We start from the raw sequence: 25,266 nt of genomic DNA, 5'->3' as shown, positions 1-25,266 counted from the left end.
TTTGCAAATTGCCCAAACCCTAATTCCTGGCAAAACATGGCTTTACCGTACCTGGTCAAACATATCTATAACAGTGGCACCGAAGAAGTCATCCGGAGGGGCAAAAAGATCCATGCGCTCGGCAATGTGGAATTGGTGGAATACGACGACCTGATGGCCAATGTGGTTTTCCGGGTGAAAGATGACGGATATACTACTTTTTATAAAGTACATATCAACCAGTTCAAAGACGCTAAAACCCTTTCGCTGCGTTGCTCCTGTCCGTATAATCTCTCGGAAATCTGTCGCCACAAAGCAGCCGCTCTTTTTTACTTACAGGACTTGTTGGATAAAAACTTATTGGGCGACAGGGAATCTTCTTATGACCAGAAGCATACGGTAGTAAAAATGAAACAGCTTGATCTGAAGCTGATTCGTATGCTGACCTCACCCGCCAGCTTCGACGCCGCTGAGAACCTGTTGCGCAGCAGCAGGTCCAATCTCCTCGAAGCAAAAGATGAAAGGGTGGTGGCCGAACTGGAATACGAGGGCGAAAATTTCAGGGTAGTTATCCAGAAAAACGAAGAACGGAATTTTGATACGAGTTGTACCTGTCACACCGACCAGGCACATCCGCTCTGCGTACACAAATGCATCGTGCTGTTGCAACTCCTGCATAATTATGGCCCCAATTATTTCGACAGCATCCGTAACTGGGACAAAGAAAAAAACAAGCTGCTGTCGCTCTACGGCTATTCGCTGGAAGACGACCTGGATGGGAAATTTGAATTCACCTATACAGATGGGAAACCTTTCCTGCGTGTATTGGATGCTTCCATCAAAAAAGTATCATTGAGCCAGCCGGCTACTGTGCAGCCAAAAAAAATAGAAGAAACAGTACCAGATATTGCAGAAGACGAGGAAGAGACAGAAAAGCAATTGCTGAAACTGGGAATTGTAATCAATTCCAACGAACACCAGTACCCCTATCTTCAACTGGATGCGGTACAGGGCGAAGCAGATGAGGCTGGAACGGGCTATACAGGCAAGGCAGTAAAACTCGACCTGGGCAAATACATCAACACGGAAGTATTTAATGAAGAAGACAAAATACTGCTGCAACAGCTGCGTAAATTATTGCCGGGAGAGATCAACCGGTACCTTAACCGGAATTCACCGTTCAGCGGCATTTGGGAAAACATCATACAGCAACACGACGATGAGTTACCGGAAGAGACCCGTCACCTGATCAATGAATACCTTCATCCCAAAATAAAAAAGCTGTTTAGCGATCTGACGGGTAATGCTTTTGTATTCTACCTGCCATCCGGGAAAACCTTTACAACGGCTAATATGCAGCAGGCTGAGTTGATGCTGCCGTTTATCAGTCCGGAGTTCGAAGTAAACTACAGCAATCACCAGTATGTGATCGATTGCAGGATAAAGCTGCCGCTGGCTAACCTCAATATCGCCGAAAATGAATGCGGATCGGCATTGCTTTTTCAATACCACAACCAGTTTTTCACCTGGAATCGCACGGAAGACATCATTGTGCTGGAAAAATTCCTCCCTTCCGGAAAGATGACCATCGCCGCAGAAGACTGGGCCGTGCAGTTACAGCAATTCGTGCTGCCGCTTTCGAAAGAATACAATGTGCATTTCAGTAATGTACAAAAAGAAGAAGTCAAGGATATTAAGCCGGATGTGAAAGTGGTGCTGAAAGAGAAAGGGGATTATCTTTTGTTTCAACCGGTGTTTACATATAAGGGATATGATGTGCGCAGTACCGATAAAGAAAAGATCATTCTGCCGGTAGCAGACAAACTGCTTGTGATACAGCGCAACCTCGATGCTGAAAGGGAATTTGTGCAGAAAGTGGAATCGCTGCATTCTCATTTTGTAAAACCGGCTGAGGGAGATGTGCTGGCGCTGAAAGGTTCCGAAGTACTCAAGAACAACTGGTTCTTCCTGTTTGTGGATGCGGCCAATGAAATGAATATCCCGGTATACGGTTTTGAGGCCTTGAAAAAATTTCGTTTCAATACCGCCAAGCCATCCACTAAAATATTCATCAGCAGCAACACCGACTGGTTTGATGCCAAAGTACAGATACAATTCGGAGAGCAGAAGGTAACGGTAGACGATGTGAAAAAGGCCCTGGCCAACAAACAGCAGTTTGTGCAACTGGATGATGGCACGCTGGGCATCCTACCGGAAGAATGGATCAAAAAATATTCGTTGCTGTTCCGTGTAGGTGAAGGAAAGACGGGAACTATGAAGCTGAGTAAATACCATTTCAGAGTAATAGAAGAATTATACCTGGAGCGTGACGAAGAGGAACTCTCTTTTAAACTGGAAGAGAAATATGAACGGATCAAAGACAATCATTCTATCAAAGAAATACCAGCCCCTGCTCACCTGAAAGCGATTTTACGTCCTTACCAGGAAAGCGGTTTCCAATGGCTCAACTACCTGCGCGAAGTGCAATGGGGTGGTATATTGGCAGACGATATGGGTTTGGGTAAAACCATACAGGCATTGAGTTTTCTGCATCATCTCAAGGAAGAAAATGAACACATCAAGGCGCTGGTGGTTTGTCCGACTACACTTATGTACAACTGGCAAAACGAGATCACCAAGTTCACGCCCAGTCTTAGTTACAACATCCATCACGGTGGTGGGAGGTCCAAAGAGAAGTTGATGATGAACGGTGTGGATGTGCTGATCACTACTTACGGTACTTTACGAAGTGATATCAAGCAATTTGTGGAAGTTCCGTTTGATTACGTGATACTCGATGAGAGCCAGGCCATCAAAAACCCCAGCAGTAAGGTAACCAAGGCTGCAGGCCTGCTGAAAGCCAGGAACCGGCTTTGCCTGAGTGGTACTCCCTTGCAAAACAATACATTCGATATTTATGCCCAGATGAATTTCCTCAACCCGGGCATGCTGGGTAGTGTAGAATTTTTCAAGCAGGAGTTCTCCATCCCGATTGACAAGTTCGGAGAAAAAGAACAGAAAGAGCATTTGCGCAAACTACTGTATCCATTCATCCTGCGTCGTACAAAAGAACAAGTGGCCAAAGACCTGCCCGAAAAGCAGGAAATGGTACTGTTCTGTGAAATGGGAGAAGAGCAGCGAAGGATTTATGATGCTTACCGGAACGATTATCGCGATAAGATATTAGGTGTGGTGGAAAACCAGGGCATACAAAAATCGCAGCTCACCATTTTGCAGGGACTGATGAGACTCAGGCAGATCTGTGATAGTCCGGCCATCATGAAAGAAGAAGAACGGTACCCCAATGTGTCGGTAAAACTCGAAGAGATTGGCAGGGAGATCACTGAAAACATCAGCAACCACAAAGCGCTGGTATTCTCGCAGTTCCTGGGCATGCTGGCACTGATAAAACAAAAGCTGGAAGAGCTTGGTGTTGATTACGAATATTTCGATGGAAGCAGTACAGTAGACGAACGTGAAAAAGCTATCCAGCGATTCCAGAATGATGAGAACTGCCGTGTTTTCCTCATCTCGCTGAAAGCGGGAGGTGTAGGTCTGAACCTCACTGCGGCAGATTATGTTTACATTGTTGATCCCTGGTGGAATCCGGCTGTGGAACAACAGGCGATAGATCGTACACACCGCATTGGTCAAACGAAAAATATTTTCGCTTACAGGATGATATGCACCGATACGGTGGAAGACAAAATACTCAAACTACAGGAGCGGAAACGAAGCCTTGCCCGCGAACTCATTACAGACGATGAAGGCTTTGTGAAGAGTCTTACCAAAGAAGACGTGGAATACTTATTCAGTTAAATTAAAAATGCCCCACAATATCATCGCATGGCATTCCGGTAAATTATTGCGGGATAATTATTTCATTTCCGCAGCCGCTATGTATTTATCAGGGCTCTTCTGGAATTCAGCCTTGCATTCTTTCGAACAGAAACCGATCACCTTGCCGTGATAGTGGGCAGTATCTGACATGCCGGCTGTTACAGGCATACCGCAGGACGGGTCTTTCTTGTTGTCGAGCATATCGGCAGTAAATCTCAATTCAAGGCTCATCGGATCTGGGTGAGTGCCGGAAGAATCTTTCTTTTCAGCTTCTGCGTGTGAATTGTTTGCGCAGGAACTCATAAAAAGACATGCGGCCAGCAAGATCAGGCCAGTCGCAAAAAAAGAATAAGCTTGCAAAGGTTTTCTCATCTTTAAATGGTATTGGTGTTAAGTAATGCAGTTGACAGAACAACAAAATTACTGCACCATTTGCATATATTCTTTTTCTTAACAAATTATAAGTAAATCGATTCTGCCCTTTTTTGCCCGGTGTTTCACCGATTATTTCAGGTGCTTGTCCAGCTATAGCAGTAGTTTTCCTTCTGTATCTACTAAACCCTCGCTGCCCAATAAAGGAGAATATATTTGTTTGTCACAATGATCCAGCAGCTTATGAGCAGAGTTCTATTAATAATCGGAATGTTGTTTTTTTCTGTTGACGCTATGTCGCAGACCACTGCTACCATCAACGGAAAACTGGTGGATTCGGTCGCGAAGCAATCCATGAAAGATGCTTCGGTAACTGTGTTAAATGCACACGATTCTACCATTGAAGCTTACAGCCTTGCCAAAGCAGACGGAAGCTTTTCTGTCAGCGGTATTCCTTTTGGTGATATGGTGGTAAGAGTCAGCTTCCAAGGTTATGAAACGTTCACACGGCGTTTCAATTTCTCAAAAACAAATGCAGTAATAAGTATGGGCACCGTTTACCTGAAACAGGCCGCTAACGACCTGGGTATGGTAACCGTTACACAGTCGCCCATACAAATGAAAAAAGATACGATAGAAGTCAGCGCTTCTGCGTTCAAGACCAAACCCAACGCAGTTGTAGAAGACCTGCTCAAAAAGATACCGGGCATGGAGGTAGATAAAGATGGTAATGTAAAAGCACAGGGCGAACAGGTGCAGCGGGTACTGGTAGATGGCAAAAAATTTTTTGGGGATGATCCCAAAATGGCCACCAAGAACCTGCCCCCCGATATCATCGACAAGATACAGGTGTTTGATGCATTGAGTGACCAGAGCGCTTTCACCGGATTTGATGATGGCAACCGGATCAAAACCATCAATATCACCACCCGCAAAGACAAGCGTAAAGGTTATTTCGGAAAAGCTTCAGTAGGCTTCGGTGCAAATACGGAAGAAGGATTGTATGATAATAGTTTTAACCTGAGCAGGATGAATGGAGATCAGCAGATCACATTGTTGGGACAAGGTAATAACGTAAACAAGCAAAATTTTTCCGTACGGGATATCCTCGGTTCACTTGGTGGGGGAGGTTTCGGCGGTGGTGGTGGAAAGTTTGGAGGCGGAGGATTTGGTGGTGGGACTTTGTTGGGAACTAACGGAGGTGGTGGCCTGGTCAATACCTGGGCAGGGGGTGTCAACTTCCGCGACAACTGGGGTGCAAAGACACAGGTATCCGGCAGCTATTTTTACAACGACCAACGTACATACCGTGAACAGAACAGTTACGCGCAAACATTGACGCAGACACCTGACTCCTCTATTTTCACCAGGTCATCCCAGTCATCCGTTACACATAACCGGAATCATCGCATTGATCTGAACATCGAACACCAGTTCGATTCGAGTAATATCCTGATCGTCAGACCCAATATCAGTTTCCAAAATACGAACTCGACTTCCGATCAGGTCAATGCATCGCAAGGAATGGGCAAGGGTGGAAGCCTGGTCGATATCAGTAATTCTACTGCCAATGCTACCCGCATTAACACTGGTTACAACGCCAGTGTAGATGCAACCTTTCGTCACCGTTTCGCCAAGAAGGGGCGCACTTTCTCTGTAAACCTCAACCTTGGACAGAATACCAATGATGGTTCCGGCACAAATAATTCCATCACACATATATTCGCCACGGCTACCAGGCCTGAACGCATCGATACCATCACCCAGGTGTACAACAGCAACCCTGAAACCAAAAGCATCAGCACAACTTTTTCTTATACCGAGCCGGTGGGCAAGAACCAACTGATAGAGCTGAACTATAATTATTCCGCCAACCGTAACAGTTCCGGTAAGCACACGTATAATTTCGACAAAGCAAACGGCAACTACGATATACCGGTAATGAACCTGAGCAATATTTTTGAGAATACGTATCAGGCCAATCGTTTTTCGCTGAATTACCGTGTGCAAAGCACCAAAATGAATTTCAGTGTGGGATCGGGATTGCAATTAGGCGATCGCAGCAGCCACAACCTTACGAAAGACAGTACGCTGACACAGCATTATGTAAACCTTTCACCAACGGCCAATTTCAGTTATGCGTTCAGCAAAACGCGCAACCTGCGGTTCTTTTATTACGGAAGAACGGGTCAACCCAGCATTGATCAGTTGCAACCGGTAGTGGACAACAGCAATCCACTCAACATTAAAGTAGGTAATCCGGATCTGAAGCAACAATTCACACACAGTTTCCGCGTATTGTATAATTCCTACGAAGCTACTACAGGCAGGATCATTTTCGCAACCGTGAATGCCAGCGTAGTACAGAATGATATCCAGAATGCCACCACATTACTGCCCAATGGCGGCCAGATGGTGAAGCCGGTGAATCTCGGCGGAACTTACAATGTCAATGCTTTCTTTAACTATGGTTTCCAGATCAAATCGCCCAAAAGTAATATGAACCTGAGGGCTAACCTGTCAACCAACCAGAGCCAGGCGTTGATCAACGGGCTGAGCAACTATACCCGTAATCATTCATTGGGCGGAACCATTGCATGGACAACCAATTTGAAAGATAATTTTGACATGAACTTTTTCTATACCCCCACTTATGTGATGGCGAGGTATACGCTCAAACCCGAGCAGAACAACAATACCTTTACCCAGGACGCTTCTACGGCAGCTACTTACTACACTAAAAGCGGCTGGATGCTATCTACCGATTTTGGCTATACATACAGCAGTGGCCGGAGCGCCGGGTACAATACAGCCATTCCCTTGTGGAACGCCAGCTTATCGAAACAAATGTTCAAAAATAAAGCCGGGGAACTCAAATTCTATGTATTTGATCTGTTGAACCAGAACGTGTCGCTCACCCGCCAGGTAACTGCTACCGGCTGGCAGGATATACAGAATAAAGTGCTCACAAGGTATTTCATGATCAGCTTTACCTATAATCTTCGACGGTTTGGCGCTAATAATATGCAGCGTGGAAACGACAACAATAAGATGCGTCAAATGTTCAGGGAGGGTGGCAGAATGGGTATGGGTGATATGATGCGGATGGGAGGCGGTGGCGGAAAACCCGGGGGCATGGAATAATAGTTTGTTATTGCTTGGTATAAATGGTGGCCATCCTTGAAAGACGGGGTGGCCTTTTTTATGCTAACAGCCGTAAGTGCCACGAATGACCGAGCTTAACCAAATTTTCATAAAAAATTGAGGGTATTTATTGTAAACTATACTAATTTTACACCTTCAAATCACTGAAAAGATATTCGCAAAGTGAAGCAGGCAATTACACATATTAATTTAGTTTCATTGAATTCCCCGTTAAGGGTGGGCTCAATGGAAGCCGCTTTTATTTCCTTCCCCCGACGTGGTTGCTGATAGGACGAGCAACTGGCACTTGCCCCTATCAGTGGAAAATCCCCCGGAATCCTTCGACAAGAGCAGCGTTTCTTTTTCACGTTATTAATTTTCGCAAGTTGGAACAAAATATTATTGTCCGTGTAGCCAATAGTGGCGACACACACTACGCGCAAACCATCACTGATGAGATGGAAGCTTCTGCAAAAGCGCGTGGCACGGGGATTGCCAAACGTAGTCCGGATTATGTTGCGCAGAAAATGACGGAAGGCAAAGCCGTCATCGCCCTCCTGCCAGATGGCACCTGGGTAGGCTTTTGCTATATAGAAGCCTGGGGGCATGATGAGTTCGTTGCGAACAGCGGTCTCATCGTAGCGCCTGTATTCAGGAAAAGCGGCGTAGCCAAGCTCATCAAGAGAACCATCTTCAACCTGTCGAGGGAAAAATACCCGAAGGCCAAAATATTTGGCTTAACCACGGGTCTTGCCGTGATGAAGATCAACAGCGAGCTGGGTTACGAGCCTGTTACCTACAGTGAACTGACAGATGATGAAGAATTCTGGGCAGGTTGTAAGAGCTGCGTGAACTACGATATCCTGATGAGTAAAGACAGGAAGAATTGTATGTGCACAGCCATGTTATACGATCCGGCCGATCATTATACGCCGGAAGAGACCACGCAGGAATTCAATAAGCAATCCAAGCTCTGGGAAAGATTCATGAAGATCAAGCAAAGCCGGTTGCTGAGTTTTTTCAAAAGAAAAGAGAGCTCCGGCTCTTCGGGTAAACCCAAATCATTGTTTCATTATTTCTTTCACCTTTAATCATTTTCAAAACCAGTCATATCATGCAAAAAGTAGTTCTCGGATTCAGTGGCGGCCTCGATACTTCCTATTGTGTAAAATACCTGACAGAAGAGAAGGGTTATGAAGTGCACAGCGTAATTGTGAATACCGGCGGTTTCAGCGAAGCCGAGTTACAGCATATAGAACAGCATGCCTACAAGCTGGGCGTGAAAACACATACCACGGTGAATGCCGTAAACAGCTATTACGAAAGCATCATCAAATACCTGGTATTTGGTAATGTGCTCAAGAACAATACTTACCCGCTAAGTGTGAGCGCCGAGCGATTGAGCCAAGCCCTGCATATTGCCGAGCACGCCAAAAAGCTGAACGCTGTTGCAGTGGTTCATGGAAGTACAGGTGCGGGTAACGACCAGGTAAGGTTTGATATGATCTTCAACATCATGATCCCTGGAGTGGAAATTATTACGCCTATAAGAGATTTGCGTTTAAGCCGGGAAGAAGAGATCGAATACCTCAAGTCCAAAGGTGTGGAAATGAATTTTACCAAAGCGGCTTACTCCATCAATAAAGGATTGTGGGGCACCAGCGTAGGTGGAAGGGAAACTTTGCAGTCGAAAGGCATGTTGCCTGAAGAAGCCTGGCCTACACAGGTTACCAAAACCGGTTCTGAAGAAGTAAAATTGGGTTTTGTAAAGGGAGAATTGAGAACAGTGAACGATCAGTCATTCGATCACCCTGCGCAAGCCATTCAATACCTGCAAACCATTGCCGGCCCTTATGGTGTGGGCAGGGATATCCATGTGGGTGATACTATTATTGGTATTAAAGGCCGCGTTGGCTTTGAAGCTGCGGCACCCATGGTAATACTGAAAGCACATCATGCACTGGAAAAGCATGTGTTAACCAAGTGGCAACTGAGCTGGAAAGACCAGCTGGCGCAGTTTTATGGTAACTGGCTGCATGAGGGGCAAATACTCGATCCGGTAATGAGGGATATTGAAGCGTACCTGGAAAATTCACAAGCCAATGTTACAGGTGATGTATTTGTGCAATTGCATCCTTATCATTTCCAAATCATTGGCATCGAATCGAAATACGACCTGATGAGCAGCAAGTTTGGTAAATACGGAGAGATGAATAATGGCTGGACGGGAGAAGATGTGAGAGGTTTCTCGAAGATCTTCGGCAACCAGACTTCTATTTATCATAATGTAAAAGAAAGCAACCAGTAAGTCATGAAAAAGATCAAAGCAGGCATAGTAGGAGGAGCAGGATATACAGGTGGGGAGATGATACGCCTGTTGATCAACCATCCTGATGTTGATGTAGCATTCATACACAGCACCAGCAACGCAGGTAATCCTGTGAGTAAAGTGCATGCCGACCTTGTGGGTGAAACAGACTTACAATTCACCGGCACACTAAGCGATGACATCGATGTGCTGTTCCTTTGTGTGGGACATGGCGATGCGAGGAAATTCCTGGAACAAAATTCGGTGGCTGAAAAGATCAAAGTGATCGATCTTTCACAGGACTTCAGGCTGGCAGCGCATGCTTCGATCGGCAACAGGCAATTTGTTTACGGACTGCCGGAGTTGAACAAAGCGCAGATCAAAACAGCGGCTAATATTGCTAACCCGGGTTGTTTCGCTACCACGATTCAATTGGGCCTGTTGCCATTGGCCAAAGCAGGTTTACTGCGTGATGTATATACTACCGGTATCACCGGATCAACAGGCGCAGGACAGGGGTTGAGCACTACGTCACATTTCAGCTGGAGAGCGAACAATGTACAAGCTTACAAAACATTGCAGCACCAGCATATCAAAGAAATACGTCAAAGCCTGCAACAATTGCAGGGCAGTGATGCGGCAGATGTACACTTCGTTCCCTGGAGAGGAGACTTTACAAGAGGTATCTATGTTACTTCAGTCATCGATTGTGCGTCTCCGATTGAAGAAATAAAACAACTGTACAAAGATTTTTACAAGGACGCCGCTTTTACGCATGTAAGCGACACCATGATTGATCTGAAGCAGGTGGTGAATACCAACAAATGCCTGTTGCATATTGAAAAACAAGGTAACAAGATAGCGGTACACTCCGCATCGGATAACCTGCTGAAAGGGGCCAGCGGGCAGGCAGTGCAGAACATGAACCTGTTATTTGGACTGGATGAAACAGCAGGACTAAAATTGAAAGCAAACTATTTTTAATAAGGAAGACCATGAAATTATTCGACGTTTATCCCCTCAACAACATCACCATCACCAAGGCCCAGGGGTCTTATGTATGGGATGAGAACGGTGTACAGTATTTAGACATGTATGGCGGCCATGCCGTTATCAGTATCGGACATACACATCCACACTGGGTGCGCCGAATAGAAGATCAACTGGAAAAGATCGCTTTTTATTCCAACTCCATTCATATTCCTATTCAGCTGGAACTGGCTAAAAAATTAGGAGAAGTGAGCGGCAAACAGGATTATCAGCTCTTCCTTTGCAACAGTGGCGCCGAAGCCAATGAAAACGCGTTGAAGCTGGCATCTTTTCATACGGGGAGAAAAAAAATAATCGCTTTCAGCAAATCATTTCATGGAAGAACTTCACTGGCAGTGGCCGCTACCGATAACAAATCGATCGTGGCACCGGTGAATGAGACAGATAATATTATTTTCCTTCCGTTCAACGATCAGCAGGCATTGCAGGATTGTTTTGCAAAAGAGGGAAAGGAGATCGCTGCTGTGATCATTGAAGGAATACAGGGTGTAGGCGGTATTAATATTGCCGATGAGTCGTTTTTGAAATTGATCAGGCAATTGTGCGACGAATACGGTACGGTATATATTGCTGATAGCGTTCAATGCGGTTATGGCAGAAGCGGTTTGTTCTTCTCGCATGACTATGCCGGTGTGAATGCAGATATTTATTCCATGGCCAAAGGCATGGGCAATGGATTTCCGATAGGCGGCATATTAATAGCACCGCATATACAACCTAAGTACGGCATGCTGGGCACTACTTTTGGCGGGAACCAATTGGCTTGTGCAGCAGCGCTGGCGGTGCTGGAAGTGATACAGCAAGACCAGTTAATAGATGTGGCAAAGCAAAGAGGACAATACCTGCTCAACAGGCTGAAAGCCGTCGAAGGCATACAGAACGTGCGCGGCCGCGGATTGATGATTGGATTTGATGTGCCGGAAGCATTGAAAGACCTGAAGAAAAAATTATTGTTCGACCACAACGTATTTACCGGAGAAGCCAAGCCGAATGTAATACGTCTGTTGCCTTCTTTAGCCATCACACGCAAACAGGTAGATGAATTCCTGGACGTATTGAAAGAAGCCATCGCTGAAATAACAGCGCATGCAACAGAAAACGCATAACAGTACCTCGCATAATACTATAACAATGAAACAATTTATCTCCGTTCATGATGTTCCCAATATCAATGCGCTCGTTGAAAAAGCGTTGGCATATAAGGCAAATCCTTTTGCCGACAGACAGCTCGGAGCGGATAAACGAATTGGTTTATTGTTTCTGAATCCCAGTCTGCGTACGCGTTTGAGCACACAAGTGGCCGCGCGCAACCTGGGTATGGAAGCCATTGTGTTCAATGTAGATAAAGAAGGATGGGCGCTTGAGTTTGAAGAAGGCGCCATCATGAGCGGTAATACGGTAGAGCATATCAAAGATGCTGCGCCGATATTGGGGCAATATTTCGATATACTGTGCATACGTACATTCCCCTCTCTTAAGAACCGGGAAGAGGATTACAGCGAAATGTTCATCCACCAGTTCATTAAATATGCTGGTGTACCTGTTGTAAGTTTGGAAAGCGCTACACTGCATCCTTTGCAATCGTTGACAGACATCATTACCATACAGGAACATTACCGGGCACAAAATGCGAAACGCAAACCCAAGATCGTACTCACCTGGGCGCCACATGTAAAACCACTGCCACAATGTGTAGCAAATAGTTTTTCTCAATGGATAAATGCATGGGGAGAAGCCGATTTTGTCATCACTCATCCGCAGGATTATGAACTCGCAGAGCAGTTCACCAAAGGAGCTGCCATTACACATGACCAGGATGCAGCATTGAAAGGTGCAGACTATGTATATGTAAAGAACTGGAGCACTTATACCGATTATGGTAAGATCTATGAGAACGATCCGGCATGGATGCTGACAGAAGAAAAGCTGAAAGCCAGCAACAATGCAAAAGTGATGCATTGCCTGCCCGTAAGAAGGAATGTGGAACTGAGCGATGAAATACTCGACAGTGCACACAGCCTGGTAACACAACAAGCCGGTAACAGGGTATGGGCTGCGCAGGCAGTACTGGCAGAATTATTACAATCGGGAAAATAAGCATCATGGAAAAGCTCTATGTGATCAAGATCGGCGGAAACATCATAGACGATGAGCAAAAACTTGAATCGTTCCTGAAAGATTTTGCCGCATTGAAAGGACATAAAATATTGGTTCACGGAGGAGGCAAGCTGGCAACAAAGCTGGCGGCCCAACTGGGGGTTGAGCAACAGATGATAGATGGCAGACGGATCACCGACGCTGAGACCCTGAAGATCGTAACCATGGTGTATGCCGGTTATATCAATAAAAACATTGTAGCACAGCTGCAGGCGAATCATTGCAATGCCATTGGACTGAGTGGGGCAGATGGCAATATTATACTGGCTCACAAAAGACAACATCCCAGCATCGATTATGGATTTGTAGGAGATGTAGATGCAGTGAATGTATCACTGGTCCATGCGCTGCTGCAACAACAGGTAGCGATCGTAGCGGCCCCTATCACACACGATCAAAAGGCACAATTGCTGAATACCAATGCAGATACCATTGCCCAGGAAATGGCCCGCTCCATGAGCAGTCTGTACCAGGTAGAATTGATTTACTCATTCGAGAAAAGCGGTGTGCTGCTTGATGCTAATGATGATGCTACTGTTATCAGCAAGATCAACCCGGGCTATTATAGTGAACTCAAAGCAAAAGAACTGATCTTTGCGGGCATGATACCCAAGCTCGACAATGCCTTCGCTGCCTTACAAAACGGTGTTCATAAAGTGATCATCGGCAAAGCGGAGCAACTCACGCAACTGGTAGCCGGAGAAGCAGGTACTGCCATTCAAAAGGAATAATTTATGAGCAACCAGCCATCTTCTATATTAACACAGCAAGCGGTTGAGTTGTTACAACAACTGATAACCATTCCCTCTTTCAGTAAGGAAGAAGACCGGACGGCCGACCTGCTGGAACGGTTTTTACAGAAAAGAGACGTAACCACTCACCGGCATTTGAACAATGTATGGGCAAAAAACCAGCATTTCGATCCTGACAAACCTTCTTTGTTGCTTAACTCGCATCATGATACGGTAAAGCCCAACAAAGCCTATACCCTTGATCCTTTTGAACCTGCTGTGAAAGATGGTAAATTGTTTGGCTTAGGAAGTAATGATGCAGGTGGTTCATTGGTGTCGCTCATCGCTGTTTTTCTTCATTACTATAACAGAACGGATCTGAAGTACAATATCGTACTTGCCGCCACTGCGGAAGAAGAGATTTCAGGAAAGAACGGCATTGAATTGCTCGTACCTGAACTGCCACCGATCACTGCCGGTATTGTGGGAGAACCCACACAGATGCAAATGGCAGTGGCGGAACGGGGCTTGCTTGTACTCGATGGTTATGCTACAGGCAAAGCCGGTCACGCTGCAAGAGAGGAAGGAGAAAATGCCTTGTACAAAGCATTGACCGATATCACCTGGTTCCGCGATTACCGGTTCGATAAAGTATCATCTTTATTAGGTCCGGTGAAGATGACAGTTACTGTTATAGAGACCGAGAATAAAGCCCATAATGTAGTGCCGCCGATCTGTCATTTTGTGGTAGATGTGCGGGTGAATGAATGTTACACATTCGAAGAAATACTGCAGATCATCAGATCACATATACAAAGTGATGTGCAGCCCAGGAGCCTGCGTATGCGCTCCACTGCTATTGCATTGGATCATCCGTTGGTGAAAGAAGGAATGCAACTGGGAAGAACTTATTATGGATCGCCCACGACTTCAGACAAGGCACTGATGCCTTTTACTACATTGAAAATGGGCCCCGGCGATTCTGCGAGAAGCCATACAGCCGATGAATTCATTTACCTGGCAGAGATCGAAGAAGGAATTGACTTGTACATAAAATTGCTGGACCAGCTTTTGTAAAACATAAAACTACGCAAATGAAACTGTGGCAAAAAAATACGAGTGTATCGGGTGCAGTGGAGCAGTTTACCGTTGGTAAAGATCCTGAATTCGATCTGTTGCTGGCTCCTTTCGATACACTTGGCTCAATGGCCCACGTGAAAATGCTTGCAACGGTTGGGTTGCTTACCCGGTCAGAGGCGGATACGGTGATCGAGGAATTGAAAAAGATTTATGCACTCTGCAAAGAAGGATCATTTGTGATTGAAGCAGGTGTTGAAGATGTGCATTCACAGGTTGAATTGTTACTGACCCGCAAACTGGGTGATGCCGGAAAAAAAATTCACAGCGCCAGGAGTCGCAACGACCAGGTGCTGGTAGATGTCAAACTATACCTGCGGCATGAAATTGAAATGCTGGTGCAAGCAGTTGAGCCTTTTTTTCAACTGCTGATCAGGCAGAGCGAACAATTCAAACAATACCTGCTGCCAGGCTATACCCATTTGCAACTGGCCATGCCTTCTTCATTCGGACTCTGGTTCGGCGCTTACGCAGAAAGCCTGGTAGATGATATGACTACTTTGCAGGCAGCATTTAAAGTAGTGAACAAAAATCCGTTAGGCTCTGCAGCAGGGTATGGTTCTTCTTTCCCTATCAACAGAACGCTTACCACACAATTGTTGGGTTTCGCCGACCTGAATTATAACGTGGTATATGCACAAATGGGAAGAGGCAAGGCTGAGCGCATTACTGCCATGGCCCTGGCCAACCTTGCCGATACATTGGCGCGGCTGAGCATGGATGCCTGTCTCTACCTGAACCAGAACTTCGACTTCATCAGTTTTCCGGCAGAGCTCACCACAGGATCGAGCATCATGCCGCATAAAAAGAATCCGGATGTTTTTGAACTGATCCGCTCGCATTGCAATCGCATCAAAGCATTGCCCAATGAGATCATGCTCATGACTGCGAACCTGCCTTCGGGCTACCACCGCGATCTGCAACTGCTCAAAGAACACCTATTCCCGGCTTTTCAAACGCTGAAAGACTGCATACAGATGGCTACGCTGATGCTGGATAATATCCGTATAAAAGAAAATATACTCGCTGATGAAAAATACAAATATGCATTCAGTGTTGAAGAAGTGAATAAGCTGGTACTCAACGGCGTGCCTTTCAGGGACGCATATAAACAAGTAGGCATGGATATCGAGGAAGGAAAATTTACTTATTCTACTGCACTGAACCATGTGCATGAAGGCAGCATCGGCAACCTCTGTAACGATAAGATAACAGGTATGATGCATGAAGTCATCGATGGCTTTGGTTTTGAAAAGGTACACAGGGCAGTAGATACCTTGATAAAAGGGTAAAAGACGATGGCTTTTGGGTCAATCAAATAATTATTGTTGTTTTGAATCTCTCAAATGATACAAATGAAAAAAACGATCATCCTGGCTGGCGCGCTTTTATGCGTAGTAAATATGTTTGCGCAGGTTAAAAAGCCTGTTGCCACTATAAAAAAAGCTCCCGCGAAAGCAACCGCAACGGTTAATCCTTTCAAAGGAAGCACAGACAGCGCCAGTTATGCGCTGGGCGTTCGGATCGCGCAGAACCTGAAGAATTCCGGGTTCGACAAACTGAACCTGTCAATGGTACAAAAAGCTATGACAGATGTATTGCAGAATAAAAAGATATTGATTGAAGAAGCTACACTGGATGCATGCATCGGTGCTTACCAGCAAAAAGTAAGTACTGAAAAAGCTATGGTAGCCAAGCAGGAAGGAAAAGTATTCCTGGCAACCAATGGCAAACGGTCGGGCGTAGTAACATTGCCGAGCGGACTGCAATATGAGATCATCAAAGCCGGAACAGGTACGGCTAAACCCGCACTCAGCGATACAGTGAAATGCCATTACCATGGAACCCTCATCAACGGAACCGTATTCGACAGTTCTGTAGACAGGGGAGAGCCCATCAGTTTTCCGCTGAACAGGGTGATCAAAGGATGGCAGGATGCATTGCAATTGATGACCGTAGGCAGCAAATGGAAATTATACATTCCTTCCGACCTGGCATACGGCGACAGGGCTGCCGGAGCCATTCCTCCGGGATCAACATTGATATTTGAAGTAGAGCTGTTGGGTATCACAAAATAGATCCGCTACAGCGCCGCGTTAAGCATTCTTGCACTAAGGTTAATTTAGGTTAATAGAAGCGGGGAGTTCCAGTAAAGCCCTGTTACTTTTGTATCTGAATAAAAGAGCATGAACAAGCTTCAGATTTCGCGTGCGTTGATGATTGCGACCATACTGGTACTGGCGACATTTGAAGGATATTGGTTGAACAAGCTGTACAGGGATGAATACAAAGGCCTGAACAATGGAGTGGAAGTGGCTTTCAGGGGCGCGATAGACAAATTGCAGCGCGGTTTGTATGAAAAAGATACTTCATTAACTGCTTTAGTCGTTCCCGACACGGATAAACGGCATATAGCTAGATTGAGCACTTCGCAGACTGTAAGAACAGCACCACGAATCAAACGAAGAGTGCAGTATAGACGGGATCATAGGGAAGACTCAACATTTCATTTCAGGTTTGCAGGACCGGAAATACATGATGAAGTAACAGGAGTTCCTCCTCCCAGGCTGATTGAACTGATGTTGCGGAGAAAAGCCGAGCTGATGTTGAAGGATAAAATTGTCCTCAGAGATTCAGTTCCTTTGAACCATGTCAGGAAAGATTTCCCCACCATCATCATAAGTTATAGTAATAGCACAGGTGACAGCACTTCTCTTCGCTTATCCAATGACACATTGGTAAAAGTTAATGAGGTAGCAAAGTTTGATCAATTTGAGCGGAAAGACAATGTCAACATAATATATCATCCGCAAAGGATGCGGGTGCCCGTTTACCCTAATTTTTCCGTGCGGCTCCCGATGCCTGCAAAGGTCGAATCACATCTTCGCAGGCCGCCACCGCCACCACCGGAAGAAGATACGATCGCAACAGCCCCTGTTCCGGAAAAGATTCAAATAAAAAAGCGCTATAAACCCACTTCGGACATTGTTACTTTCTTCAATACAAATAGAACACTGAACGATTCTATACCGGTTGCACGCGTTGATTCGGCCTATAGAGCAGAGTTGGCAAGGCTCATGAACGGTTACCCTCCTTACAATATCAGCTTCAAATCTTATAGAAATACATTGCCTGTAAAAGCAGATTTTGAGAAAGACAGTACCAAAGAAGTAACCACTTCGAAAGTATTTGTAGGATTCAATACACCTTACGCTTACCAGGCGCATTTCTCCGGTGTGCAACAATACATTCTTGGTAAAATGCGCATGCAAATTGGCGGTTCTGTCCTGTTGCTCTTACTGGTGCTGGTTTCTTTCATCATCATGTACCGGAATATCATGGCGCAACAAAAGCTGGCCAATATCAAAAACGATTTCATCAGCAATATCACACACGAACTGAAAACACCTATCGCAACAGTAAGTGTTGCCATAGAAGCGCTGCGCAACTTCAATGCCATCAGGAGCCCGGAAAAGACCAAAGAGTACCTGGATATTTCAGCTTCCGAATTGCAAAGACTGGGCTTGTTGGTAGATAAAGTACTTAAGTTATCAATGTTTGAAAACAAAAAAGTAGAACTGAAAAAAGAGCAATTCGACATGAAAGTATTGATCGAGAAAACCCTCACTACCATGCGGTTGCAATTGGAAAAGCAAAACGCCCGGGTATCTTTTACCACCGAAGGCAGTTCCTTCCTGATTGAAGCAGATAAATTGCATATTACCAGTGTTATTTATAACTTACTGGATAATGCGTTGAAATACAGCGCCGGCGTACCAGTCATTCAAATAGTGTTGAAAGCTGTACAGGAGAATATTCTTGAATTGAAAGTGAGTGATAACGGTGTAGGCATTGCACACCAGTACCAACAGAAAGTCTTTGATAAATTCTTCAGGGTGCCGATGGGAAACCAGCACAACATCAAGGGATATGGATTGGGATTGAGCTATGTTGCTGAGATCGTGAAACAACACATGGGGTATATTTATGTTGAAAGTATATTGGGAAAAGGAAGCGCTTTCATTGTAAAACTCCCGGTTGCAGCGGCCGATGAGATCCGGTTTGATGAGCATCGCGTGATCAGAAAGAAAACTATATGAGCATCAAAGTATTATATGTGGAAGACGAGCTCTTCCTGGGAAAGATCGTAAAAGAATCGCTCGAGACACGTGGCTTTGAAGTGGTCATGGAAGCTGATGGGAACCAGGTGCTGGAACAGTTTACAAACGAGCGCCCGGATATCTGTGTGTTGGATGTGATGCTGCCCGGTCGCAGTGGATTTGAACTGGCAAAAGATATCCGTAAACTGAATGATGATGTACCTATTATTTTCCTGACGGCCAAAACACAGACGGATGATGTGCTTACAGGGTTTAGACTGGGGGCCAATGATTACATACGAAAACCCTTCAGTATGGAAGAATTGATTGTACGGATAGAAAATTCACTGCGTATAAAAAAGGAGCCGTTATTGACAACAAATGGAGATACCATCCCGCTGGGCAAATTCCAGTTCCACCTCAACAAACAATTATTGCAGGGAGGCGCCGAAGAGCGGAAACTCTCTTACCGCGAAACCGAACTGATCAAATACCTTTATCAGCACCGCAACGATGTGATAGACAGGCGGGAACTACTCAACCATATCTGGGGTAACGATTCCTTCTTCAACAGCCGTAACCTGGATGTATATATTACCAAGATCAGGGGATACCTGAAAGACGATATGAACCTGGAGATCATTACCATTAAAGGGGTAGGGTATCGTTTTGTTGTCTAAATAAAATATCTTCGCGGTCGAAAAGTGTCGACCATGAATAATCATTTTACCAACCGCATTGCGCAGGAATTAAAGGAGATAGAAGAAGCCGGACTGTTCAAAAAAGAAAGGATTATTACCAGTGAACAAGGCCCGGAAATTGTAGTGAACGGCAAAAAAGTATTGAATTTCTGTGCCAATAATTACCTCGGACTCTCGTCCCACCCCAAAGTGATCGAAGCGGCGCATGCAGCCATTGACAGCCATGGCTACGGTATGAGCAGCGTGCGCTTCATCTGCGGCACCCAGGATATCCATAAAGAACTGGAGCAAAAGATCGCCCAATTCCTCGGGACCGAAGATACCATATTGTACGCCGCCGCATTCGACGCGAACGGTGGTGTATTCGAACCCCTGTTCAACGAGCAGGATGCCATTATCAGTGATGCGCTCAACCATGCATCCATTATCGATGGGGTGCGTTTGTGTAAAGCGCAGCGTTTTCGTTACGAGCACAACAACATGGCCGACCTGGAAGTCAAGCTGAAAGAAGCGGCAGGTTGCCGGAGCCGTATCATTGTAACAGACGGCTCTTTCAGTATGGATGGCACTATCGCCCAACTGGATAAGATCTGCGACCTGGCCGATCAATATGATGCTGTAGTGATGATCGACGAATGCCATTCTTCCGGCTTCCTGGGTAAAACAGGTCGCGGTACCCATGAATATAGGAATGTGATGGGCAGGATCGATATCATTACCGGCACACTGGGTAAAGCGCTTGGCGGTGCCAGTGGCGGATTTACTTCCGGAAAAAAAGAAGTGATCGAGATGCTGCGCCAGCGGAGCCGGCCTTACCTCTTCTCCAATACAGTAGCACCTTCTATTGTAGGGGCTTCCATTGCAGTGCTGGATATGCTTACCGAAACCACTGAGCTGCGTGATAAGCTCGAACACAATACAAAATACTTCCGGTCGAAAATGACGGAAGCCGGCTTCGATATCAAACCCGGTGATCATCCCATCGTTCCCATCATGCTCTACGATGCAGTAGTGGCGCAGCAGTTCGCAGCTAAATTGTTGGATGAAGGCGTGTACGTGATCGGTTTCTTCTACCCGGTGGTAGCCAAAGGACTTGCACGTATCCGCGTGCAACTGAGCGCTGCACATGAACAGGCGCATCTCGACAAAGCCATTGCCGCATTCACCAAAGTGGGTAAGGAACTGGGCGTATTGAAATAAACACCGTAAAACCTAGACATGAAAAACAGCGTTTCATTCCTGTTGTGTTGCATGGCTGTGATACTCTCCGTATGCATCTCAGCTTGTTCTCCGAATAATGTTACCATTGATAACAGTCTCCGGAAATATTTCGATACAAACCATGTAAAAGGAACATTCGGACTATACGATAACGGAACGGGGCAGTTTATTATTTACAACCTTGAACGGTTTAAAGATTCTGCGTATTTACCCGCTTCTACATTCAAGATCGTTAACTCGCTCATAGGTATTGAAACAGGTAAGATCGTTGATGAAAAAATGGTCATTAAATGGGATGGGATGATTCGCAAATATCCCAACGGAGATACGGCAACTGGATGGAATAAAGACCTTACAATGCTGGAAGCATTCAAAGCATCTGCTGTTCCCTATTACCAGGAAGTAGCGAGAAGAATTGGAAAGGATACCATGCAGCACTGGCTCGACAGCCTGAAGTATGGTAATCATATTATCAACGGCGCTATTGATACATTTTGGTTGAATAATACATTAAAGGTGACGGCCGATGAACAGATGGGACTGCTGAAAGAACTGTATTTCGGAAAATTACCTTTTCAGAAGCGTACCCAGGAAATTGTTAAGAAAGCCCTGCTGCAAGAAAGCAATGCCAATTACCAGCTCAGCTATAAAACTGGTTGGGGTTTTCTGCCCAATGGCAATGCCCTGGGCTGGATGGTTGGATGGATAGAAGAAAACCATCATCCTTATTTCTTTGCCATGAACGTTGAAGGCCCCCATAATACGCCCATGACACCGCTGCGGCTGGATATACTGAAGGCCATCCTGAAAGAAAGGGGCTTTTTCGAGGGAAAACGCTGAAAATAATTATTGCCTATTAACAGTTAATTTTGCAGCACATTTAGTGTTATGCAATTGTATTGTAATTCTGTTACCCAGTATAAACGGCTACCAACCCGGGAAGTGAAGATTGGAGACTTGTTATTGGGAAATGGCCATCCTATCAGGCTGCAAACCATGACCACCACGGATACCATGGATACCATTGCTACGGTAGAACAAAGTATCCGTTGTATTGAAGCAGGGGCTGAATTGGTGCGTATTACGGCGCCCAGCAAGAAGGAAGCGGAGAACCTGCTGCACATCAAAAACGAACTACGGAAAAGAGGATATCATACGCCACTTGTTGCCGACATCCATTTTACACCCAATGCAGCAGAGATCGCAGCCCGTATTGTAGAAAAAGTAAGGGTCAATCCCGGTAATTATGTAGATAAGAAAAAGTTCGAACTCCTCGAATACACCGATGTGGAATATGCGGAAGAGATCGATCGCATCCGCGAACGCTTTACACCGCTGGTAAAGATTTGCAAAGAACATGGAACAGCCATGCGCATCGGTACCAATCATGGCTCGTTGAGCGACCGCATCATGAGCCGCTATGGAGATACACCCATGGGCATGGTAGAAAGCGCCATGGAGTTTTTAAGGATCGCCAGGGGAGAAAGCTATCACAATATTGTATTGAGCATGAAAGCCAGCAACCCGCAGGTAATGGTGCAGGCTTATCGTTTGCTGATACAACAAATGGCTGCAGAATTTGGTGAATGCTATCCGCTGCACCTGGGCGTTACAGAAGCAGGAGACGGGGAAGATGGAAGGGTTAAAAGCGCTGCCGGTATCGGAACCCTGCTGGAAGATGGTGTGGGAGATACCATACGCGTTAGTTTAACAGAAGACCCAGAATTTGAAATACCCGTATGCAAAGACCTGGTAAAACGTTATACATCCGCAACATCGGTTGGTACAGGCATCCCGGCAATAGAGAAAATACCGTATGATCCTTTCAGTTATCAACGCAGGGAATGTTTCGAAGTGGGAAATATCGGCGGCAAACAAGTGCCTGTTGTAGTGGCCGATCTGAGCAAGGTAGACAAGATCACACCGGCTAGCCTGGAAAGCATTGGCTACCGGTACGATGAAAAACTCGACAAGTGGAATATCAGTGATACGGCAGCCGATTATGTGTTCACCGGCCACCAGCTACTCGATTTTGCCCTTCCCGGAACGTTGAAAGTGATTGCGTATGCGGGTGCCTGGGCGATGGCTGCCGATAAGGAAAAATATTTCCCTGTATATAATGCATCGGGTTTTGTATTGGCAGAAAACAGGCACTCGAAGAATTTTGTGATGCTGGATTGTTTCAGTGATGAAACGCCCATCAATGATTTTTCTCACCTCGATGAACTGGCCAACGATCCTTCAGTAATACTTTGTCTCAGTAGTGGCCGGCAACACGCAATGCCCGCTGTTCGCCGCATGTTCATGGAATTACTGCAAAGAAAAATACAGAACCCGGTGATACTGATGACAGACAGTTCATGGGAAACAGCCGATGAACACCTGATCCATTTTGCAACAGAAGCGGGTGCATTACTGCTCGATGGGTTTGGCGATGGGATATGGCTGGGCATGAAAGCAAAAAGCTATGAACAATTGGAAGCGAACAAAAGCGCTACCAGCGGCAGGAATTACCTGAACAACACCACTGTTGAACAATTTGTGAACGCAACGGCTTTCAGTATCCTGCAAGCCACGCGTACCCGGATATCGAAGACAGAATACATTTCTTGTCCCAGTTGCGGCCGTACTTTGTTCGACCTGCAGGAAACCACTGCCAGGATCAGGGAAGTAACCAATCACCTCAAAGGTGTTAAGATTGCCATCATGGGTTGCATTGTAAACGGACCCGGCGAGATGGCCGATGCCGATTTTGGATATGTGGGAAGCGGGGTTGGTAAAATCACTTTGTATAAAGGAAAAGAAATAGTGAAGCGGAACGTGGAAAGTGAAGTAGCGGTAGATGAGCTGATCAATATATTGAAAGAACATGGCGCCTGGGTGGAACCGGCAGGGCTATGAATAACCAGCAATTATAACAACAGATATGCAGACAGATTTTTTGGTAATCGGATCGGGTATTGCAGGACTGACTTATGCATTGAAAGCGGCCAAGCAGCATCCTTCCAGGCAAGTGACTGTTATTACCAAGACCCGCGTAGATGAAACCAACACCAAATATGCGCAGGGTGGAATTGCAGGTGTATGGGATGAGGAAAATGACAGCTTTGTCAAACATATTGAGGATACATTGATCGCAGGCGATGGATTGTGCAATGAACGGGTCGTGGAAATTGTAGTGAAAGAAGGCCCTGAGCGAATCAGGGAGATCATTGAATATGGCGCCCGTTTCGATAAGGATGATACCGGCGAGTACAGTCTTGGAAAAGAAGGTGGCCACAGCGAGAACCGCATTCTGCATCACAAAGATGTTACCGGTAAAGAAGTAGAACGTGCTTTGCTGGAAGAAATGAAGCAGGTAGCCAACATACAACTCATCAATCATTGTTTTGTGATTGATATCATTACCCAGCATCATCTCGGCTACCTCGTTACCAAGTCAACACCCGATATTACCTGTTATGGCGTATATGTGCTGAACGAACGTACTAACCAGATTGAAAAAATACTGGCGCGGATCACTTTGCTGGCTACCGGCGGCTGCGGACAGGCATACCGCACTACTACCAACCCACGTATAGCCACAGGTGATGGCATTGCGATGGTATATCGCGCTAAAGGCAAGATCGAAAACATGGAGTTCATACAATTCCATCCTACTGCATTGTATGAGCCGGGTGTTTCCCCTTCTTTCCTGATCACCGAAGCGGTGAGGGGTGATGGCGCTATCCTCCGCAACAGGAACGAGGAAGCTTTCATGGAAAAATACGATGCCCGGAAAGATCTGGCACCACGTGATATCGTAGCGCGTGCCATCGATAGTGAAATGAAACGCACCGGTACCGAATACGTGTACCTCGATTGCAGGGAAATGGACAAGGAAAAATTCCTGCGGCATTTCCCCAATATTTACGAAAAATGCTTCAGCATAGGTATCGATGTGATGCAACAGATGATACCAGTGGCGCCGGCAGCACATTACAGTTGTGGCGGCATCAAAACAGATGAATGGGGCAGGACCTCCATCCAACACCTCTATGCATGCGGAGAATGTGCCAGTACCGGTTTGCATGGCGCCAACCGCCTCGCCAGCAATAGTCTGCTCGAAGCCATGGTATTCGGACACCGTTGCTTCCTCGATGCGAATAAACATATAAATGCCATTGCTTTCGCAGAAAACATCCCAGACTGGAAAGCATTGAGCACCACCGATCCGCGCGAGATGATCCTGATCACACAGAGTCAGAAAGAATTGCAACAGATCATGAGCGATTATGTAGGTATCGTGCGAACCGATGTGCGATTGGAGAGGGCCATGAAACGACTGGACCTCCTGTTTGCAGAAACAGAAGAACTGTATCGCACAACAAAAGTATCGCCCCAACTGTGCGAGTTGCGGAACCTCATCACCGTAGGATACCTGATCGTAAAAGGAGCACAGTTCCGGAAAGAAAGCAGGGGTTTGCATTATAATACCGATCACCAGCAGAAAAGCGAACTGCTGCAAAACATCATCCTTTAAAATA

Annotated in this window: 18 protein-coding genes; 17 read left to right on the top strand and 1 reads right to left on the bottom strand. The window is 45.8% G+C overall.

The features are described 5' to 3' along the window. Positions 1-36: 36 nt before the first annotated feature. The gene (locus tag SEDOR53_RS0102385) at positions 37-3,798 is read left to right on the top strand and encodes a DEAD/DEAH box helicase (RefSeq protein WP_026768271.1); all 3,762 of its coding nucleotides are present in this window, start codon (positions 37-39) and stop codon (positions 3,796-3,798) included. 57 nt (positions 3,799-3,855) lie between these two features. Here SEDOR53_RS0102385 and SEDOR53_RS18990 read toward each other — a convergent pair whose 3' ends face one another. Continuing rightward, complete coding sequence (locus SEDOR53_RS18990) at positions 3,856-4,191, bottom strand: YHS domain-containing protein (protein WP_037326052.1); 336 nt, start codon at positions 4,189-4,191, stop codon at positions 3,856-3,858. A gap of 270 nt (positions 4,192-4,461) precedes the next feature. Between SEDOR53_RS18990 and SEDOR53_RS0102375 the strand changes: the two genes are divergently transcribed. From SEDOR53_RS0102375 to nadB, 16 genes are all read left to right on the top strand, one after another. Further along, the gene (locus SEDOR53_RS0102375) at positions 4,462-7,335 is read left to right on the top strand and encodes an outer membrane beta-barrel family protein (protein WP_198018777.1); all 2,874 of its coding nucleotides are present in this window, start codon (positions 4,462-4,464) and stop codon (positions 7,333-7,335) included. Between the two features lie 386 nt (positions 7,336-7,721). Beyond that, entirely contained in the window at positions 7,722-8,426 is a 705-nt protein-coding gene (locus tag SEDOR53_RS0102370; RefSeq protein WP_026768269.1) for an N-acetyltransferase, read from the top strand. A gap of 23 nt (positions 8,427-8,449) precedes the next feature. Then, positions 8,450-9,643: an argininosuccinate synthase gene (locus tag SEDOR53_RS0102365; protein WP_232214705.1), complete on the top strand. Its 1,194-nt coding sequence runs from the start codon at positions 8,450-8,452 to the stop codon at positions 9,641-9,643. Positions 9,644-9,646: 3 nt separating this feature from the next. Beyond that, positions 9,647-10,627, top strand: a complete 981-nt coding sequence (gene argC / locus SEDOR53_RS0102360) for an N-acetyl-gamma-glutamyl-phosphate reductase (RefSeq protein WP_026768267.1) — start codon at positions 9,647-9,649, stop codon at positions 10,625-10,627. 11 nt (positions 10,628-10,638) lie between these two features. Further along, complete coding sequence (locus SEDOR53_RS0102355; RefSeq protein WP_026768266.1) at positions 10,639-11,799, top strand: aspartate aminotransferase family protein; 1,161 nt, start codon at positions 10,639-10,641, stop codon at positions 11,797-11,799. Between the two features lie 25 nt (positions 11,800-11,824). Then, on the top strand, positions 11,825-12,790 hold the full coding sequence (locus SEDOR53_RS0102350) for an N-acetylornithine carbamoyltransferase (RefSeq protein WP_026768265.1): 966 nt from the start codon (positions 11,825-11,827) through the stop codon (positions 12,788-12,790). Between the two features lie 5 nt (positions 12,791-12,795). Continuing rightward, entirely contained in the window at positions 12,796-13,581 is a 786-nt protein-coding gene (gene argB / locus SEDOR53_RS0102345; RefSeq protein WP_026768264.1) for an acetylglutamate kinase, read from the top strand. Between the two features lie 3 nt (positions 13,582-13,584). Beyond that, positions 13,585-14,658: a M20 family metallo-hydrolase gene (locus tag SEDOR53_RS0102340; protein WP_026768263.1), complete on the top strand. Its 1,074-nt coding sequence runs from the start codon at positions 13,585-13,587 to the stop codon at positions 14,656-14,658. A 17-nt stretch (positions 14,659-14,675) separates the two neighbouring features. Continuing rightward, positions 14,676-16,010 (top strand): argininosuccinate lyase, encoded by a 1,335-nt coding sequence (argH, locus tag SEDOR53_RS0102335; RefSeq protein ID WP_026768262.1) that lies wholly within the window; start codon positions 14,676-14,678, stop codon positions 16,008-16,010. Positions 16,011-16,073: 63 nt separating this feature from the next. Then, entirely contained in the window at positions 16,074-16,796 is a 723-nt protein-coding gene (locus SEDOR53_RS16925) for an FKBP-type peptidyl-prolyl cis-trans isomerase (RefSeq protein ID WP_084220282.1), read from the top strand. Positions 16,797-16,904: 108 nt separating this feature from the next. Continuing rightward, positions 16,905-18,818 (top strand): cell wall metabolism sensor histidine kinase WalK, encoded by a 1,914-nt coding sequence (locus SEDOR53_RS18475; RefSeq protein ID WP_051416457.1) that lies wholly within the window; start codon positions 16,905-16,907, stop codon positions 18,816-18,818. Beyond that, the gene (locus SEDOR53_RS0102320; protein ID WP_026768260.1) at positions 18,815-19,498 is read left to right on the top strand and encodes a response regulator transcription factor; all 684 of its coding nucleotides are present in this window, start codon (positions 18,815-18,817) and stop codon (positions 19,496-19,498) included. The genes SEDOR53_RS18475 and SEDOR53_RS0102320 overlap by 4 nt, the downstream gene beginning before the upstream one ends. Before the next feature lie 33 nt (positions 19,499-19,531). Then, complete coding sequence (kbl, locus tag SEDOR53_RS0102315) at positions 19,532-20,719, top strand: glycine C-acetyltransferase (RefSeq protein ID WP_026768259.1); 1,188 nt, start codon at positions 19,532-19,534, stop codon at positions 20,717-20,719. Between the two features lie 18 nt (positions 20,720-20,737). Further along, the gene (locus tag SEDOR53_RS0102310; protein WP_026768258.1) at positions 20,738-21,580 is read left to right on the top strand and encodes a penicillin-binding transpeptidase domain-containing protein; all 843 of its coding nucleotides are present in this window, start codon (positions 20,738-20,740) and stop codon (positions 21,578-21,580) included. Between the two features lie 48 nt (positions 21,581-21,628). Then, entirely contained in the window at positions 21,629-23,641 is a 2,013-nt protein-coding gene (gene ispG / locus SEDOR53_RS0102305; RefSeq protein WP_026768257.1) for a (E)-4-hydroxy-3-methylbut-2-enyl-diphosphate synthase, read from the top strand. A 25-nt stretch (positions 23,642-23,666) separates the two neighbouring features. Next, the gene (nadB, locus tag SEDOR53_RS0102300; RefSeq protein WP_026768256.1) at positions 23,667-25,262 is read left to right on the top strand and encodes an L-aspartate oxidase; all 1,596 of its coding nucleotides are present in this window, start codon (positions 23,667-23,669) and stop codon (positions 25,260-25,262) included. Positions 25,263-25,266: the final 4 nt, after the last annotated feature.

The sequence above is a fragment of the Asinibacterium sp. OR53 genome, assembly GCF_000515315.1.
Taxonomy (GTDB): Bacteria; Bacteroidota; Bacteroidia; order Chitinophagales; family Chitinophagaceae; genus Sediminibacterium.
Note: the sequence above shows the minus strand (reverse complement) of the source record. Positions and strands in the feature narration are given on the sequence as shown.

Bases quoted from the DNA above. Each gene is read 5' to 3' on its own strand.
- SEDOR53_RS0102385 (WP_026768271.1), top strand. From the start codon at position 37: ATGGCTTTACCGTACCTGGTCAAACATATCTATAACAGTGGCACCGAA.
- SEDOR53_RS18990 (WP_037326052.1), bottom strand. From the start codon at position 4,191: ATGAGAAAACCTTTGCAAGCTTATTCTTTTTTTGCGACTGGCCTGATC.
- SEDOR53_RS0102375 (WP_198018777.1), top strand. From the start codon at position 4,462: ATGTTGTTTTTTTCTGTTGACGCTATGTCGCAGACCACTGCTACCATC.
- SEDOR53_RS0102365 (WP_232214705.1), top strand. From the start codon at position 8,450: ATGCAAAAAGTAGTTCTCGGATTCAGTGGCGGCCTCGATACTTCCTAT.
- argC (WP_026768267.1), top strand. From the start codon at position 9,647: ATGAAAAAGATCAAAGCAGGCATAGTAGGAGGAGCAGGATATACAGGT.
- SEDOR53_RS0102355 (WP_026768266.1), top strand. From the start codon at position 10,639: ATGAAATTATTCGACGTTTATCCCCTCAACAACATCACCATCACCAAG.
- SEDOR53_RS0102350 (WP_026768265.1), top strand. From the start codon at position 11,825: ATGAAACAATTTATCTCCGTTCATGATGTTCCCAATATCAATGCGCTC.
- argB (WP_026768264.1), top strand. From the start codon at position 12,796: ATGGAAAAGCTCTATGTGATCAAGATCGGCGGAAACATCATAGACGAT.
- SEDOR53_RS0102340 (WP_026768263.1), top strand. From the start codon at position 13,585: ATGAGCAACCAGCCATCTTCTATATTAACACAGCAAGCGGTTGAGTTG.
- argH (WP_026768262.1), top strand. From the start codon at position 14,676: ATGAAACTGTGGCAAAAAAATACGAGTGTATCGGGTGCAGTGGAGCAG.
- SEDOR53_RS16925 (WP_084220282.1), top strand. From the start codon at position 16,074: ATGAAAAAAACGATCATCCTGGCTGGCGCGCTTTTATGCGTAGTAAAT.
- SEDOR53_RS18475 (WP_051416457.1), top strand. From the start codon at position 16,905: ATGAACAAGCTTCAGATTTCGCGTGCGTTGATGATTGCGACCATACTG.
- SEDOR53_RS0102320 (WP_026768260.1), top strand. From the start codon at position 18,815: ATGAGCATCAAAGTATTATATGTGGAAGACGAGCTCTTCCTGGGAAAG.
- kbl (WP_026768259.1), top strand. From the start codon at position 19,532: ATGAATAATCATTTTACCAACCGCATTGCGCAGGAATTAAAGGAGATA.
- SEDOR53_RS0102310 (WP_026768258.1), top strand. From the start codon at position 20,738: ATGAAAAACAGCGTTTCATTCCTGTTGTGTTGCATGGCTGTGATACTC.
- ispG (WP_026768257.1), top strand. From the start codon at position 21,629: ATGCAATTGTATTGTAATTCTGTTACCCAGTATAAACGGCTACCAACC.
- nadB (WP_026768256.1), top strand. From the start codon at position 23,667: ATGCAGACAGATTTTTTGGTAATCGGATCGGGTATTGCAGGACTGACT.